At 57.8% G+C, this 15,303-nt stretch carries 14 protein-coding genes and 1 pseudogene; 13 read left to right on the top strand and 2 right to left on the bottom strand.

Annotated elements, in window-relative coordinates:
• Window positions 1-39: 39 nt before the first annotated feature.
• The 5 genes and pseudogenes from LRS06_RS04530 to obgE all read left to right on the top strand — a co-directional run bounded on the left by LRS06_RS04530 (window position 40) and on the right by obgE (window position 6,114).
• Complete coding sequence (locus tag LRS06_RS04530; protein WP_257870389.1) at window positions 40-954, top strand: M20/M25/M40 family metallo-hydrolase; 915 nt, start codon at window positions 40-42, stop codon at window positions 952-954.
• A gap of 105 nt (window positions 955-1,059) precedes the next feature.
• On the top strand, window positions 1,060-3,306 hold the full coding sequence (locus tag LRS06_RS04525; RefSeq protein ID WP_257870388.1) for a sodium-translocating pyrophosphatase: 2,247 nt from the start codon (window positions 1,060-1,062) through the stop codon (window positions 3,304-3,306).
• Between the two features lie 346 nt (window positions 3,307-3,652).
• Window positions 3,653-4,192 carry a hypoxanthine phosphoribosyltransferase gene (gene hpt / locus LRS06_RS04520; RefSeq protein ID WP_257870387.1) on the top strand — a complete coding sequence of 180 codons (540 nt, stop codon included), beginning with the start codon at window positions 3,653-3,655 and terminating at the stop codon, window positions 4,190-4,192.
• Window positions 4,193-4,300: 108 nt separating this feature from the next.
• Window positions 4,301-4,923: pseudogene (locus tag LRS06_RS04515) on the top strand (adenylate kinase).
• A gap of 198 nt (window positions 4,924-5,121) precedes the next feature.
• Window positions 5,122-6,114: a GTPase ObgE gene (obgE, locus tag LRS06_RS04510; RefSeq protein WP_257870386.1), complete on the top strand. Its 993-nt coding sequence runs from the start codon at window positions 5,122-5,124 to the stop codon at window positions 6,112-6,114.
• A gap of 2 nt (window positions 6,115-6,116) precedes the next feature.
• On the opposite strand, the gene LRS06_RS04505 is transcribed toward obgE, so the two are convergent.
• The gene (locus LRS06_RS04505) at window positions 6,117-6,596 is read right to left on the bottom strand and encodes a hypothetical protein (protein ID WP_257870385.1); all 480 of its coding nucleotides are present in this window, start codon (window positions 6,594-6,596) and stop codon (window positions 6,117-6,119) included.
• A gap of 122 nt (window positions 6,597-6,718) precedes the next feature.
• Between LRS06_RS04505 and LRS06_RS04500 the strand changes: the two genes are divergently transcribed.
• The 8 genes from LRS06_RS04500 (at window position 6,719) to LRS06_RS04465 (ending at window position 14,648) form a co-directional block, all read left to right on the top strand.
• Window positions 6,719-7,294, top strand: a complete 576-nt coding sequence (locus tag LRS06_RS04500) for a nucleotide exchange factor GrpE (protein WP_257870384.1) — start codon at window positions 6,719-6,721, stop codon at window positions 7,292-7,294.
• Between the two features lie 128 nt (window positions 7,295-7,422).
• Window positions 7,423-8,559: a molecular chaperone DnaJ gene (dnaJ, locus tag LRS06_RS04495; RefSeq protein ID WP_257870383.1), complete on the top strand. Its 1,137-nt coding sequence runs from the start codon at window positions 7,423-7,425 to the stop codon at window positions 8,557-8,559.
• Between the two features lie 559 nt (window positions 8,560-9,118).
• Window positions 9,119-9,628 (top strand): RNA polymerase sigma factor, encoded by a 510-nt coding sequence (locus LRS06_RS04490; protein ID WP_257870382.1) that lies wholly within the window; start codon window positions 9,119-9,121, stop codon window positions 9,626-9,628.
• Window positions 9,628-10,263: a hypothetical protein gene (locus LRS06_RS04485; protein WP_257870381.1), complete on the top strand. Its 636-nt coding sequence runs from the start codon at window positions 9,628-9,630 to the stop codon at window positions 10,261-10,263. The genes LRS06_RS04490 and LRS06_RS04485 overlap by 1 nt, the downstream gene beginning before the upstream one ends.
• Before the next feature lie 141 nt (window positions 10,264-10,404).
• Window positions 10,405-11,355 carry an ABC transporter ATP-binding protein gene (locus LRS06_RS04480; protein ID WP_257870380.1) on the top strand — a complete coding sequence of 317 codons (951 nt, stop codon included), beginning with the start codon at window positions 10,405-10,407 and terminating at the stop codon, window positions 11,353-11,355.
• 48 nt (window positions 11,356-11,403) lie between these two features.
• Window positions 11,404-12,741: an ABC transporter permease gene (locus tag LRS06_RS04475; RefSeq protein ID WP_257870379.1), complete on the top strand. Its 1,338-nt coding sequence runs from the start codon at window positions 11,404-11,406 to the stop codon at window positions 12,739-12,741.
• A gap of 531 nt (window positions 12,742-13,272) precedes the next feature.
• A complete protein-coding gene (locus tag LRS06_RS04470; protein ID WP_257870378.1) occupies window positions 13,273-13,758 on the top strand; it encodes a hypothetical protein in 486 nt (161 codons plus the stop codon).
• 158 nt (window positions 13,759-13,916) lie between these two features.
• Complete coding sequence (locus tag LRS06_RS04465; RefSeq protein ID WP_308239924.1) at window positions 13,917-14,648, top strand: ChaN family lipoprotein; 732 nt, start codon at window positions 13,917-13,919, stop codon at window positions 14,646-14,648.
• Window positions 14,649-15,064: 416 nt separating this feature from the next.
• On the opposite strand, the gene LRS06_RS04460 is transcribed toward LRS06_RS04465, so the two are convergent.
• A complete protein-coding gene (locus LRS06_RS04460; RefSeq protein WP_257870377.1) occupies window positions 15,065-15,274 on the bottom strand; it encodes an iron-sulfur cluster assembly accessory protein in 210 nt (69 codons plus the stop codon).
• Window positions 15,275-15,303: the final 29 nt, after the last annotated feature.

The following is a 15,303-nucleotide window of genomic DNA, read 5'->3' as shown; positions in this document are numbered from 1 at the left end:
AGGACAATTATGCTAGATTTGGACAGCTAAGGCAAAGACATGCAGTTACTTCATACGTTGTGCCGGCTTGCGGCACCGGCCGGCAACGAAGCCAGCTTATCCCATTTCGTGCAAAGGTACGTTGCCGAGCAGAAAGCGTCCTGGCGCGTACAGCCCAGGGTACTAGTTGGAGCAGAGTTTCAGGATTGCATTTTGCTGGTATTTGGTACGCCCCGGACGGCCGTTTTTGCGCATCTTGATTCCATTGGGTTCACCGTTCGATACGGCCGGCAGCTGGTGCGCATTGGTGGCCCCGCTGTGCAAACCGGTTACCGCCTGGTGGGGGAGGATGCTCAAGGTGCTATTGATTGTACGCTAACGGTTGATGAACAAACCGGGGCGTTAGGCTATGAGTTCAACCGGGAGATAGAGCGCGGTACGGAGCTTACCTTCCATTGCGACTTCCGCGAAACTGAAACCACCGTACAAAGCTGCTACCTCGACAACCGCCTTGGTGTCTGGAATGCGCTGCGCCTGTGCGAAACCCTGGAAAATGGGATTATAGCCTTTTCCTGTTGGGAGGAGCACGGCGGTGGCTCGGCGGCTTACCTGGCAAAATATATTTACGAGCACTACGGCGTCCGGCAGGCCCTTATCTCCGACATCACCTGGGTAACAGAAGGCGTACAGGCGGGCCAGGGCGTAGTCATCTCCCTGCGCGACTCCCTGATTCCGCGCCGCGCCTACGTCGACCGGATCCGGCTTCTGGCCCGGGAGTCTGGCGTGGCGCATCAGCTGGAAGTGGAAGGCAGCGGCGGCTCCGATGCCAAGGAGTTGCAGCACGGCGCCCAGCCCTGGGACTGGTGCTTTGTGGGGGCTCCTGAGGACCACGTGCATACGCCCGACGAGCTGGTCCATAAAGCCGACATCGGTAGTATGCTGCGGCTGTATCAGGTACTGATGCAGGAACTGTAGACCGGCCGGATGCGCCAGAAACTTGGCTTTTGCGGAATAACCTCTATTTTACAGCCCGTTACGCCTTTCCTCTCTTTCCCACCACAACCTTCTTCACCGCTTTCTATGACCCCATTTCTTTACGTAGTACCTGCGCTGGGTGTGCTTGCCCTCCTGTACACGTGGTTGCGCTCTGGCTGGGTGAGCCGCCAGGATGCCGGCGACGAGCGAATGCGCACTATTGCCGGCTACATTGCCGATGGGGCCATAGCCTTCCTGCGGGCCGAGTATAAAGTCCTGGCGTTGTTTGTGTTGATTGCCAGCGCCTTTCTGTTCTACTTGGGCAGCACCGGCGAAAAGTCCAGTCCCATTATCGTCATTGCCTTCATAATCGGGGCGGTTTTCTCGGCGCTGGCGGGCTATATCGGGATGAAGATTGCCACCAAAGCCAACGTACGCACGGCGCAAGCGGCTCGTACTTCCCTGAGCCAGGCGCTGAACGTGTCGTTTTCGGGGGGCTCCGTGATGGGCATGGGCGTGGCCGGGCTGGCGGTGCTGGGCCTGGGCTCTTTGTTTATTGCGTTCTACCAGATGTTCGTGCTCAACCACGGCGGCGGTGCCAATGGCATTGAGATGGAGCGGGCCTTGGAAGTACTAACCGGCTTTTCTCTGGGCGCCGAAAGCATTGCCCTGTTTGCCCGCGTGGGTGGCGGCATCTACACCAAAGCGGCCGATGTGGGCGCTGACCTCGTGGGGAAAGTGGAAGCCGGCATTCCGGAAGATGACCCCCGCAACCCCGCTACTATTGCCGACAACGTGGGCGACAACGTGGGTGACGTGGCCGGCATGGGTGCCGACCTGTTCGGCTCCTACGTGGCTACCATTCTGGCCACCATGGTACTGGGCCGCGAGGTAGTAGCTACCGGCGACCAGTTCAATGGCCTTTCGCCCATCCTGCTGCCCATGGCCATTGCCGGGCTGGGCATCGTGGCCTCGCTCATTGGCATTCTACTGGTGCGCGTAAAGGAAGGCGGCAACGTGCAGGGCGCTTTGAATACCGGTAACTACATATCCGTAGCAGTATCGGCGGTGGCCTCCTACGGTCTTATCAAGTGGATGATTCCCTCCGGCTCTTTGCTGATTCGGGGAGTTACGTTCACGGCTATGGACATTTTCTATGCCGTGGTCGTTGGGCTGATTGTAGGCATCCTGATGAGTGTCATCACCGAGTACTACACGGCTATGGGCAAGCGGCCCGTGCTCAGCATTGTGCGGCAAAGCAGCACCGGCCACGCCACAACCGTTATTGGCGGCCTGGCTATCGGCATGGAATCCACGGTGCTGCCGATTATCGTACTGGCCGCGGGTATCATTCTCAGCTATGAGTTTGCGGGCCTCTACGGCGTGGCCATTGCTGCCGCCGGTATGATGGCCACCACGGCCATGCAGCTGGCCATTGACGCCTTTGGTCCTATTGCCGACAACGCCGGCGGCATTGCCGAAATGAGCGAACTGCCCAAGGAAGTACGTGAGCGGACTGATATTCTGGACGCCGTGGGCAACACCACCGCCGCTACCGGCAAAGGCTTCGCCATTGCCTCGGCCGCGCTTACCTCGCTGGCCTTGTTTGCCGCCTTCATGGGCACGGCCAATATCACCTCCATCGACATCAGCAATGCCCGCGTGCTGGGTGGCCTGTTCGTGGGCGCCATGATTCCGTTTATCTTCTCCGCGCTGGCTATTTCGGCCGTGGGCCGGGCGGCTATGGCTATGGTGCAGGAAGTGCGCCGCCAGTTCCGCGAAATTCCGGGTATTATGGAAGGTACCGGCCGACCGGAGTACGAGAAGTGCGTAGCTATTTCCACTCAGGCTGCTATTCGCGAAATGATGCTGCCGGGCGCCATTGCCATCATCGTTCCGGTTATCGTGGGCTTCACCTTCGGACCCGAAGTGCTGGGCGGTACGCTGGCCGGCGTAACGGTATCGGGCGTGCTGATGGCCATGTTCCAGAGCAACGCCGGCGGTGCCTGGGACAACGCCAAGAAGTCGTTTGAGAAAGGCGTAATGATTGATGGGGTGATGCAGTACAAAGGCTCCGATGCCCATAAAGCCTCCGTAACCGGCGACACCGTGGGTGACCCGTTCAAGGATACCTCGGGCCCGAGCATGAACATCCTCATCAAGCTCATGAGCATCGTGTCCTTGGTTATTGCCCCGCATATTGCCGCTCCCAACGCTACGCCCCTGCGCGGTGTTGCCATGCCCCAGCCCATCGAAAAAACCGTGGAGAGCCTGCGCCCCAAAGTGCGCTATGCCGACCTCGCCCCCGATGCCGCCCGCTTCATCCTGACGATGATTACTGAAGGCCGGTAGGGTTGAATTGGGCAATGTGCGAATGTGGAAAATGTGCTTCGCTTCGCTAATGTGCTGATCTGTTAATGACCAAACGCCGTTCTGGCGAGCCACGCGACGCCGTGCGGCCTGAGCCCCGTGCCAAGCCCTGAAATGTGAAAGCCCCTGGTGTGCAGACATCAGGGGCTTTCTGCTAAAAAGGAGCTTGGCCCGACCAGGACGGATGGGGTGGCGCGACTCGTCATGAAACAGCCTCCACATTTACATCTTCAATCACATTTCCCACATTAGCATATTAGCGAAGCACATTCAACCAGATAAGCTACCTTTGGCCTCGCTTTCGCCCCGCTACCAACCCCCGCGCCGAATGACGCCACCCACCATTACGCTGCACGACAAACAATTCGCTCCTTATTTGTCGGCCGCGCAGCTCCAGGCTTGCGTTGGCGAACTGGCCGCCCGCCTCAATCAGGACTATGCCGGCAAGCAGCCACTGTTTGTCGCCGTGCTCAATGGCTCTTTCATGTTTGCGGCCGATTTGCTCAAGCAGCTGCATATTCCCTGCGAAATCACCTTTATCCGGGTGGCCTCCTACGTGGGCACCGGCAGTACCGGCAAGGTGCAGGAGGTGATGGGCCTGTATGAAAGCCTGACGGACCGCCACGTGGTGCTGCTGGAAGACATTGTAGATACCGGCCACACCATGCGCATGCTGCTCGATACGCTGGGGGCGCAAAACCCGGCTTCCCTGGAAGTCGCCACGCTGTTCCTGAAGCCAGAGTGTTTGCAGCATGAGCTGGACCTGCGCTACATCGGCCGGGAAATTCCCAACGACTTCATCGTGGGCTACGGCCTCGACTACGACGGCCTGGGCCGCAATTACCCCGATGTGTACACCGTCGTGTAGCGTTGGGTTCTGACAAAAGTCCATTGAACTGCGTACACCGGCCTTTGCCCGCGAAGTAGTATCTTTCCTCTCCGCCCACGTTTACCTTCCCGCGAAACCACTCGCTCTATGTTGAATATCGTGCTCTTCGGCCCCCCGGCGCCGGCAAAGGAACGCAAAGCCAGAAACTCATTGCCCGCTACAACCTGGTGCACCTCTCTACCGGCGACCTGCTGCGCGCCCAGATTGCGCAAGGCACGGAGCTGGGTCTGCGCGCCAAAAAGCTCATGGATGAAGGACTGTTGGTGCCCGATGAGGTGGTAATCGGCATGATTGACTTGGCCCTGAAAGCCAACAAGCAGGCGGCTGGCTTTATTTTCGATGGTTTCCCGCGCACGGTGCCCCAGGCCGAAAGCCTCGATGCCCTGCTGGCCCAGCATGATACGAACGTATCGTGCATGGTAGCCCTGGAAGTAGCCGAGGAAGAGCTGGTGACGCGCCTGCTGGAGCGCGGCAAAACCTCCGGCCGCCCCGACGACCAGAACGAGGAGAAAATCCGCAAGCGCGTGACGGTGTACAACACCGAAACGGCCCAGGTAGCCGGCTACTACGCCCAGCAGCAAAAATTTCACGCCCTCAACGGCATTGGCGCCATCGACGACATCTTCGCGCAGATCTGCGGCCTCATCGACCAGCACCAGCCAGCCGCCCCGGCCAGCAGCCACCAGGCTACCGACGAAGTAAAAGCGTAACTTTGCCGCTGTAAACAGCGCATTTGTCTGTCATCCTGAGCGCAGCGAAGGATCTGAGTAAAGCAAGCCCGCACCGTGGCCGTGTTTTCAGATCCTTCGCTGCGCTCAGGATGACAGCTGTTTTTTAAATAACCCCGATTAAGGAAGAAGAAGGAAGAGCAATCCAATTCTTAATTCCTAATTCCTAATTCAACCGAAGTGGCTTCCAACAACTTCATCGACTACGTTAAAATCAACTGCCGCTCGGGCAAAGGCGGGGCGGGCTCGCACCACTTTTTCCGGGCCAAGGGCCTGCCCAACGGTGGCCCCGACGGTGGCGACGGGGGCCGGGGCGGCCACATCATTCTGGAAGGCAGCTCCCAGCTCTGGACGCTGCTGCATCTGCAGTACCAGAAGCACCTCATTGCCAAGCCCGGCGAAAACGGCGGCGAAAACCTGCGTACCGGCGCCCAGGGTGACGATATCATCATTCAGGTGCCGCTGGGTACCGTAGCCCGCGACGCCGAAACTGGGGAAAAGAAGCTCGAAATCACCGAAGACGGGCAGCGCCTCGTCCTCACGCCCGGCGGTCGCGGTGGCCTCGGCAACGACCACTTCAAGTCGGCCACCAACCAGGCGCCCAGCTACGCCCAGCCCGGTGAGCCGGGTATTGACGAGTGGGTGATTCTGGAGCTGAAGCTGCTGGCCGACGTGGGCCTCGTGGGTTTCCCTAACGCCGGCAAAAGCACGCTGCTTTCCGTAGTGTCGGCCGCCAAGCCCAAAATTGCTGACTACGCTTTTACCACCCTCACGCCCAACCTGGGCGTGGTAGCTTACCGCGACTACAAGTCCTTCGTGATGGCCGATATTCCCGGCATCATCGAGGGCGCGGCTGAAGGGCGGGGGCTGGGCCACCGCTTCCTGCGCCACATCGAGCGCAACTCCATTCTGCTGTTCATGATCAGCTGCGACTCGCCCGATATCAACGCGGAATATCAGGTGCTGCTGAGCGAATTGCAGCAGTTTAACCCAGAGCTGCTGGACAAGCAGCGCCTGCTGGCCATTACCAAAGCCGACATGCTGGACGAGGAGCTGGAAGCCGAAATCCGCACCACACTACCCACCGATCTGCCGACCATCTTCATTTCCAGCCTCACGAATAAGAATATTCAGCAGCTAAAGGACCTGATCTGGCAGACGCTACATAGCTAAGGTTATTGCTTCTCGTATTGCAGAGCTTCACCTGTATCTGGGTCACCAATACCAAAATGCAGCTTGTAGGGCGCCTGTTGTCCAATCAACATGATTGGCATAGAAGATTTGCTTTGAATCAAACGACCGTCAGCTGATTTAACCTGATCAACAAAAAGATTTACTGCCCACCAGTCTTGATGTTTTCCCAATGACCAATGGCCTTGCACTTGTTCAAAGCCACCAGCAACTGAGAATGGCGACCATATGGCGGCAATATCTTTGATTAGAAAGCTACCGTCACTGTGCAATTCTAGGCGTGATGGTCTGACATTTTTATATGCACCATCTAAGAACGAATAAGTTCTTGAGGTTGGTTTATAAACACCTGCAATTGATTGAGTAGGCTTGCTTCTAGCATACTCGAATGCCCACGGGTCAGTCTGGCAACCGCTCATAAAGCAAAATGCAAGGCACATTATTGGGTTCAGGCGAAACATCATGCGGTAAAACTACTGTTCTGTGCCAAACTGGCAGCCCTAACCCCTTTGGCAAACTCCTTGCGCCCGCAGGGTGCCCAACGGCGAATCCCGTGAAAAACCCCTTCCGACGATATTTTTCGAAAATGGCTGACGAACAAAACCTGCCGCAAGACGACAACCTGACCGGCAACGCCGACCACGTAGCTGGCGAAATGACCGAGGAAACCACCGGCCCCGGCGAAGCTGCGGCTTCGGAGGGCGCCCCCCACGCTGCCGGCTCCAAAACCGACGCTGAGTTGGCCGACCTGAAAGATAAATACCTGCGCCTGGCCGCCGAGTTTGAAAACTACAAGCGTCGCACCACCAAGGAGCGCGCCGACCTGTTCAAAACTGCCAACCAGGAGCTGATGGTGGCTTTGCTGCCCGTGCTCGACGACTTTGACCGGGCGCGCCACCACACCAAAGAAACCGACGACGCTGGCGCCGTGCGCGAAAGCGTGGACATCATCTACAACAAGCTTCAGAAAACGTTAAGCCAGAAAGGCTTGGTGACGATGGAAGCCAAGGGTAGTGATTTTGACCCCGAGTTGCACGAAGCCATTACTCAGATTCCGGCTCCCTCGGAAGACCTGAAAGGCAAAATCGTGGATGAGGTGGAGAAAGGCTACTCCCTCGGCGACCGGGTAATCCGCCACGCCAAGGTGGTGCTAGGGCAGTAAGATAATACGACAGAACCTTGTCATGCTGAGCTTGCCGAAGCATCTCTACTGCTTCGTTGCAAAATGAATTTTACCAAACTGCAGAGATGCTTCGGCAAGCTCAGCATGACCGACAGTGACTTAAGAACATGGCAACGAAGCGAGATTTTTACGAAATACTGGGCGTAGCCAAAAACGCTTCGGGCGACGAGATAAAGAAGGCCTACCGCAAGGTGGCCATCAAGTATCACCCCGATAAAAACCCCGACGACCCTACCGCCGAAGACAAGTTCAAGGAGGCGGCCGAGGCATACGAGGTACTCAGCGACGAGCAGAAGCGCGCCCGCTACGACCGGTACGGCCATCAGGGCATGGGCGGCAACGGGGGCGGCCCCAACATGGAGGACATCTTCTCCCAGTTCGGCGACATTTTCGGGGGCGGCGGCTTCGAGGGCTTCTTCGGGGGCGGCCGTGGTCAGGGCGGCCGGCGCGTGCGCAAAGGCTCCAACCTGCGCATCAAGCTCAAGCTGGACCTGGAAGAGGTAGCCAACGGCGTGGAGAAGAAAATCAAGGTGAAGCGCTACGTAGCCTGCAACACCTGCTCCGGCACCGGCGCCAAAAACGGCACCGACCTCAAAACCTGCCAGACCTGTCAGGGGCAAGGGCAGGTGAAGCGCGTGGTACAAACCATGCTGGGCCAGATGGTAAGTGCTTCTACCTGTCCCACCTGCGAGGGCGAAGGCAAAGTAGTAACCAGCAAGTGCGACGTGTGCCACGGCGAAGGCCGCCAGCTGCACGAGGAAGTTATTCCCATCAACATTCCGGCGGGCGTGGCCGAGGGCATGCAGCTGAGCATGAACGGCAAAGGCAACTTCCCGGAGCGCGGCGGCGTACCCGGCGACCTGCTCATTCAGATTGAGGAGGAGCCGCACGAAACGCTCAAGCGCGACGGCAACAACATCATGTTCGAGCAGTACATTTCGTTCGTGGATGCGGCCCTAGGCGCCAATCTGGAGGTGCCCACCATCGAAGGCAAGGTGAAGATAAAGGTGGAGCCGGGCACCCAGCCGGGCAAAATTCTGCGCCTGCGCGGTAAGGGCATCAAAGACCTGAACGGCTACGGCCGCGGCGACCAGCTGATCCACCTCAGCGTGTGGACGCCCAAGAACGTAACCAACGAGGAGCGGGAGCTACTCGAAAAGCTGCGCGACGCCCGCAACTTCACGCCTAACCCTGGCAAAAACGAAAAGGGCTTCTTTGAGCGTGTGAAGGAGTATTTCCAGTAGACGAGAACCACGGATTCCGGCGGATTTTTCGGATTACGCGGATTTTGTGGACGATTATTCTTAAGCCCGCCTTTCCTGATAGGGGAGGGCGGGCTTTTTCGTGTGCCGGAACTATCAGAAAGTACGGTGCGGGACTTGTCCCCGCCCGTCGTTGAATGATGACCTCTATTGGTCAACGATGGGCGGGGACAAGCCCCGCACCCTACTCGGTAACGGGTATACTACTACAGTAACCGTCATGCTTCATCTGGCGTCCGCACAGCCGAAGCATCTGTACTGCTTCGGTGTACCAGCATCCAGAGTGGTTTCGTGAGTATTGCACATTTTTCTAATCAGGCTCCCTCTCTACCGATAGGGGAGGGCAGGCCTATTCGTGCGTGTGGGTTTGGAGCTTATTCGGGAGAAATTCTAGAATAAGCTCCAAACTTGTACCCTATTCAGAAATTTCTCCGGAATAAGCTCTAAGTATTGATAAAGAACAGCGGCTGAGAAATATTTTTCCGGCGGTCTGTAATGCCGCCGCCAAAGCCCCGATATATGCAGCAAACTTACCTACCGTATGTCTGCTGCCCCGGCGCCGGAATTTCTCAAGCTGCTCAACGAGTACCAGCCCCTGCTGCAGCGGGTAGCGCGCCTGTACTGCCCCGATGCCGACGACCGCCAGGACCTCTACCAGGAAATGGTGCTGCAGTTGTGGCGGGCCTGGCCGCGCTATGAGGTCCGCGCCGACACCAAAGTAAGTACCTGGCTCTACCGCGTAGCCCTGAACGTGGCCATTACCGATCTGCGCCGCCGCACCCGCGCGCCGGTGCCAGACCGCCTCGGTGCGGCGGCCCCGCCGGACCTGCCGGCCCCGCCGCCCGATGGGCCCGATGCCGACGACCTGGCCCAGCTCTACCGCGCCATCGGGCAGCTTTCCAACGTGGAGCGGGCCTTCGTGCTGCTCTACCTGGAAGAGCGCACCTATGAGGAAATGGCCGACATCCTCGGCATCACCCAGAACAATGTGCGCGTGAAAATGCACCGCGTGCAGGATAAGCTCCGCCACCTCCTGACTCAACTTGCCTGATGGAACTCGACGACCTCCGCCGCCGCTGGCAGCAGCCCGCCGCCGCTTCCGAACCAACCCTGACTCACCAAAAACTCGAAGCCATGCTTGCCTCCCAACCCGATACGCCCCTGAGTGAGATGACGCGCCATGCGCGCCGCGAACAGCGCCTGGTGCTGATGGTCATCATCTTCAACGTGGCCAATTTTACGAACCTGAGCCGCCGGCACTTCCAGGGCAACACGCTGGTGCTGCTGGATGTGGTAGTGGCCCTGATGATTCTCTTTATATCGTGGTATGCCTACCGGCAGCGCAAAATTATCCGGCAGCTACAGGTGGGTGACGGTAGCACCTACGGCCACATCCGGCAGTCGATCCGGCAGCTGCGGACGCTGATGCGGAACAAGGGATACGGTGGTATGGCGTTCCTGACGACAATAGTGCTGACGGTGGTGTACAGCCAGCAGGCGGTTATTCTGGCAAACCTGCGGGCGGGCACCATCGACTGGGTTCCGACGCTGGCATTGGCCCTGGCATTGGTAGCCCTGATTGTTGGACTTCTCTACCACGAGCGTTGGCAGCAGCAGCAGCGCTACGGCCGGTACCTCGACCAGCTGGAAGCTACGCTGCGCGAGCTGGAAACCGTGGAACGATGAGCAGTGCGGGCCTGCGGTTCAGGGTTGTTTTCGGCCCGTTCAACCCCGCCGCAATACCGTTTGGTTGGAATTTCTACCCGGTCTGCGCCCGTATCCTGTAATATTACACCACAACCCTCACCTCTTTTGCCTTTCTGCGCTGTGAAACCAATTCTACAAGTTCAGGACGTACGCAAGCAGTACGCCAACCACACGGCCCTCGACGGTGTGAGCCTGGAAGTGCCCGAAGGCTCCATCTTCGGGCTGCTGGGCCCCAACGGAGCCGGCAAAACTTCCCTGATTCGCATCATCACCCAGATTACCGGCCCCGACGGCGGCCAGATTCTGTTTCGCGGGGAGCCGCTAAATCCTTCGCACGTCGGCCAGATTGGCTACCTGCCCGAGGAGCGCGGCCTCTACAAGAAGATGAAAGTGGGTGAGCAGCTGCTCTACCTGGCCCAGCTTAAGGGCTTGTCGAAGGCCGATGCTACCACCAAAATCAAGCGGTGGCTGGAGCGTTTCGACATCAAGACCTGGGCCGATAAGAACGTGGAGGACCTCAGCAAGGGCATGCAGCAGAAGATACAGTTTATTGCTACCGTGCTGCACGACCCGGCGCTGCTCATTCTCGACGAACCTTTCTCCGGCTTCGACCCCATCAACGCCAACCTGCTCAAGGACGAAATCCTGCGCCTGCGTAGCGAGGGCACCAGCATCATTTTCTCCACGCACCGCATGGAGTCGGTAGAAGAAATGTGCGACCATATTGCCCTCATCAACCGCTCCCAGAAAGTACTGGACGGCCGCGTGAGCGACGTGCGCAACGCCTACCGCAGCCAGACTTACGAGGTGGAAGGAACCGGCAAGCTGCTGCTCATCCACCCCGACTTTGAAGTAATAGAGCAGAAGGAGCGCGAAAATGGCCACTTCTACGCCCGCATCCGCATTGTGCACGGCAAGCCCAACGACCTGTTGCGCTACCTCATCGGGGCGGGGCAGGTGGAGGTGCAGGCCTTCCGGGAGCAGATTCCAAGTATCAACGAAATATTTATTCGGCGCGTGCGCGAAACCCACCCCGACTACGTGCCCGAAACCGACTCGATGCCCGCCTAATGCTGCCCCAACGTCTTTCCTCTCTCAACCGACCTCAACTCCTGAGCTATGTCTAAAATCTGGCTGATTGCCCAGCGCGAATACCTGACCCGCGTGCGCAAAAAGAGCTTCATCATCATGTCGTTACTGGGGCCGCTGCTTACTATGGCTTTGTTTGCCGTGCCGGTGCTCATTGCCACGATGTCGGATAACGGCAAGGTGGTAGCCGTAGCCGATGCCGGGGGGCTGTTCACGGATAAACTGCCCGAGGCCAAGGACGATATCAGCTTCACCCGCGTATCGGCCGACCTGCCTACTGCCAAGGCAGAGTTTAAAAAAGCCAAGTACGATGCGCTGCTGTACGTGCCTAAGCTGGATGTTGCCAATCCAACCGGCTTCCAGGTTTTTTCCCGCAAGGGCCTGGGTATTTCTCTGGAAAACGACATTAACCGCGCCGTGAATACGGCTATTGAAAACCAGCGCCTGCGGGCCGCCGGCATCGACCGCGCCGTGCTGGACAAGCTGAAGGTGGATGTGGACCTGCAGACCGTAAGCCTGAGCGACGAAGGTGAAAAAAGCTCCAGCACGGGCATCAGCACCGCTATTGCTTACGCGGCCGGCTTCCTGATTTACATCTTCATCTTCATCTACGGCGTGCAGATTATGCGCGGGGTGATGGAGGAGAAAACCAACCGTATCGTGGAGGTGGTTATTTCCTCGGTGAAGCCTTTCCAGCTGATGATGGGCAAGGTGCTGGGCATTGCCGGCGTGGGCTTCACCCAACTGGCCCTGTGGGTTGTGCTGTCGTATGGTATAGGTGCCGTAGCAATTGGCTCTGTAAGTCCTGAGAAGGTAGCGCAGGAGCGCGTAAACCGTACCACCGCCGTGGTTCGCCCCCAGACAGAAGCCGATAAGAAGGCCGCCAAAGACGATAATTTCATGGCTAAGCTAATTCAGTCCGGCAAAGATGCCAACCTGAATATCGCGCTGATTGCCGCCTGCTTCCTGTTTTACTTCCTCGGCGGCTACTTGTTCTATGGTGCCCTGTTCGGGGCCATCGGCTCGGCCGTGGACAGCGAAACCGACACCCAGCAGTTTATGATGCCCGTGACCATGCCGCTGGTGCTCACCTTCGTGGTGTCGCAGGCCGTGCTGACCACCAACCCCAACGGCCAGGTAGCCGTCTGGATGTCGATGATTCCGTTTACCTCGCCCATTGCCATGATGATGCGCCTGCCATTTGGGGGCGTGCCGATGTGGCAGCTGGCCGTATCCATGCTGCTGCTTATTGCCGGTTTCCTGGGTACTATCTGGTTGGCCGGGCGCATCTACCGAGTGGGCATCCTCATGTACGGCAAGAAAGTAACCTACGGCGAGCTGTCGAAGTGGCTGTTCTATAAAGGCTAATGTGCGACCTGATTCCGGTAAAAAGCCCCGTAGCCCGCAGCTGCTGGGCTTTTTGCTGACGCCGGGTTGCTTTCCTTGCACATACTTCGCTTGTACAGCTGTTTCAGCAAAAACAGCTGTACAACGTTTTGCCGCTGCTTGTACATGCGTTTTCAGTTTCCGGAAAATAATAGATGTACAACTGCGGAAGCTTAGGTGTGAAGCTATGGAGCAAGCCGGGCGAAAATCTGGTTGATGTAGAGACGCGACACTTCGCGTCTCGTCGTTGCTAATGTTGTTTAGCCGGCGCGGCTACGGCCGTTCAACGACGAGACGCGAAGTGTCGCGTCTCTACATCGTTCACACAAACTCCTGCGTGAGGCGTATCAACGGGTTCTGTACACGTATTTTCCGGTTTTCAAAAATACGTGTACACCCGGGCGGCGGCAACTGTACACGTATTTTTGAAAACCGGAAAATACGTGTACACCCAAGTGCCCGTTCAGGCTGAGCCGGAACGCGTATCTTGCCCCACCCACAAGGTAAACTGCTATGTTCAAAAACCTACCCCGATTAGGGTTGTGGCTGGCGCTGCTGCCGCTGGCCGCCTGCCAGGATAAGCTGGACGAGTTGGAAGACGCCACCCGCTTTACGGTGGCCCTACGCGTAAAAGGCGAAAACCTGTCCGGCCTAGGCGCCGAAATGCACTACGTATCTACCCGCAGTACCCTCACTAACCCCCAGGCCGGCCCCAGCGGCCACTACACCTACGCCGCTGCGGCCGATACCACCTACCAGCTGGGCGAGTTTGGCGTGTACGACGACGTGCTGGCCACCATTGCGCTGCGAACCGCCACCTGCGATGCCGCCACGCACCCCCGCCCGGGCAGCTACCTGAAGCTGGATATGCTGGTGAACGGGGTGGTGTACGATACCGAAACATTGAGCAGTACGTCTGGGGCGCAGGTCACCTGCTCGCCCTACTGGGGCATCGGTGTAGGCCCCAGCGCCGATGGTGACAGTGATTGGGATGATTAAGCACGCTTCCTTTGGGCACCTGCTAAGGGTACTGATGCTGTTGCTACTGCTGGCACCCGGCGCGTCGGCACAAGACCGGCCGGCCTACCACCTGTTCACGGCCGAGGGCAAGTCCGTAAGCTTCGACAAGATGCTGCGGGAGCTGGCCGGCGCCGAAGCTGGTCCTGTTCGGGGAGCAGCACAACGACCCGCTGGCGCACTGGCTGGAGCTGCAGGTAGCCAAAGAGCTGGCGCAGCGCAAGAGCGGGCAGTTTGTATTGGGCCTCGAAATGTTTGAGCGCGACGTGCAGCCGCTGGTGCAGCAGTACAACACCCGCGAGCTAACCGACCAGGCCTTCGAGGAGCAAAGCCGCCCCTGGCCCAACTACGCCACCGACTACAAACCCCTGCTCCATCTGGCCCGCCAGCAGAAGTTTGCGGTGGTGGGCACCAATGCGCCCCGCCGCTACGCCTCCCAGGTGGCCAAAGGCGGTCTGAAAGCGCTGGAAAGCCTGCCCGCCGAAGAAAAAGCCTGGTTGGCCCCACTGCCTGTTACGGTTGATTTCGCGCTGCCCGGCTACGCCAACATGGCCAAGATGTTTGGCGGCGATGCCGCCCATGCCGCTGGCGTGCAGAACATAATCCAGGCTCAGGCCCTGAAAGATGCTACCATGGCTTACTTCATCCGCCAAAGCCGCCAGCCCGGCCAACTTCTGCTCCACCTCAACGGCAGCTACCACTCCGACAACCACGACGGTATTGTGTGGTACCTGCGCCAGGCTGAGCCTGCCCTCCGCATCCGCACCATCAGCACCGTGTCGCAGGAGCAGCTCCAGAAGCTGGACAAGGAAAATCTACAGAAAGCAGATTTCGTGCTGGTGGTCCCGGCTGACATGACGAAGACGTATTAAAGCCACTTACTATATGATAGGACAATCTATTTCCGAGCAATTGGGCTTGTTATGCATAAAGCTGAATTTATTCTTCAACGCCGTTGGGCTTTTGACTCTATGCCTGCTGTTTTGCTTACAGCTTGTGAATCCATTTATGTACTATGTACTTGTAGGTAGTTATGTCTGTGTGACCTTATTTATACTATCAATTCTATTGACTCCGAAAGGGACGTTCGTTGGGCCACGGAATGTTAATAATCGGCACTATTTACAGTAGTTGCATTTCAATCAAGCGTTTCTGTTTATAGCCATGCCATTGGTTGGTTTAATAGTAATGCAGCTACGCCGAATCTGGTAGATGCTAAAGTGAAAAAGCCCAATACCTTAATGGCATCGGGCTTTCCGGAAACTATACAAAAACCCAAAAGAAGTGCTTACGCCGAGAAGGATGAGCCGCAGGTGCTTGTAGCCTGAGGGTTGTTGAAGACGAAGCCGCGGGCATTCAGGCCATCCTGGAAGTCGACTTCTATGCCCATTACGTACATAGCGTGCTTCTTATCCATCACCAGCCTAACCCCGTCCAGGTCGAAAGTTTCGTCCTGTTCCTTGGGCTTGTCGAAGCCCAGCAGGTAGCTTAGGCCCACGCGTCAAATGCCATTATCCCGGTCTGGCT

Source organism: Hymenobacter sp. J193 (assembly GCF_024700075.1).
Lineage (GTDB): Bacteria > Bacteroidota > Bacteroidia > Cytophagales > Hymenobacteraceae > Hymenobacter.
Note: the sequence above shows the minus strand (reverse complement) of the source record. Positions and strands in the feature narration are given on the sequence as shown.

Coding starts and splice junctions, on each gene's coding strand:
- LRS06_RS04475 (WP_257870379.1), top strand. CDS start 11,404: ATGTCTAAAATCTGGCTGATTGCCCAGCGCGAATACCTGACCCGCGTG.
- LRS06_RS04525 (WP_257870388.1), top strand. CDS start 1,060: ATGACCCCATTTCTTTACGTAGTACCTGCGCTGGGTGTGCTTGCCCTC.
- hpt (WP_257870387.1), top strand. CDS start 3,653: ATGACGCCACCCACCATTACGCTGCACGACAAACAATTCGCTCCTTAT.
- LRS06_RS04485 (WP_257870381.1), top strand. CDS start 9,628: ATGGAACTCGACGACCTCCGCCGCCGCTGGCAGCAGCCCGCCGCCGCT.
- LRS06_RS04490 (WP_257870382.1), top strand. CDS start 9,119: ATGTCTGCTGCCCCGGCGCCGGAATTTCTCAAGCTGCTCAACGAGTAC.
- LRS06_RS04470 (WP_257870378.1), top strand. CDS start 13,273: ATGTTCAAAAACCTACCCCGATTAGGGTTGTGGCTGGCGCTGCTGCCG.
- LRS06_RS04500 (WP_257870384.1), top strand. CDS start 6,719: ATGGCTGACGAACAAAACCTGCCGCAAGACGACAACCTGACCGGCAAC.
- LRS06_RS04530 (WP_257870389.1), top strand. CDS start 40: ATGCAGTTACTTCATACGTTGTGCCGGCTTGCGGCACCGGCCGGCAAC.
- LRS06_RS04505 (WP_257870385.1), bottom strand. CDS start 6,596: ATGATGTTTCGCCTGAACCCAATAATGTGCCTTGCATTTTGCTTTATG.
- dnaJ (WP_257870383.1), top strand. CDS start 7,423: ATGGCAACGAAGCGAGATTTTTACGAAATACTGGGCGTAGCCAAAAAC.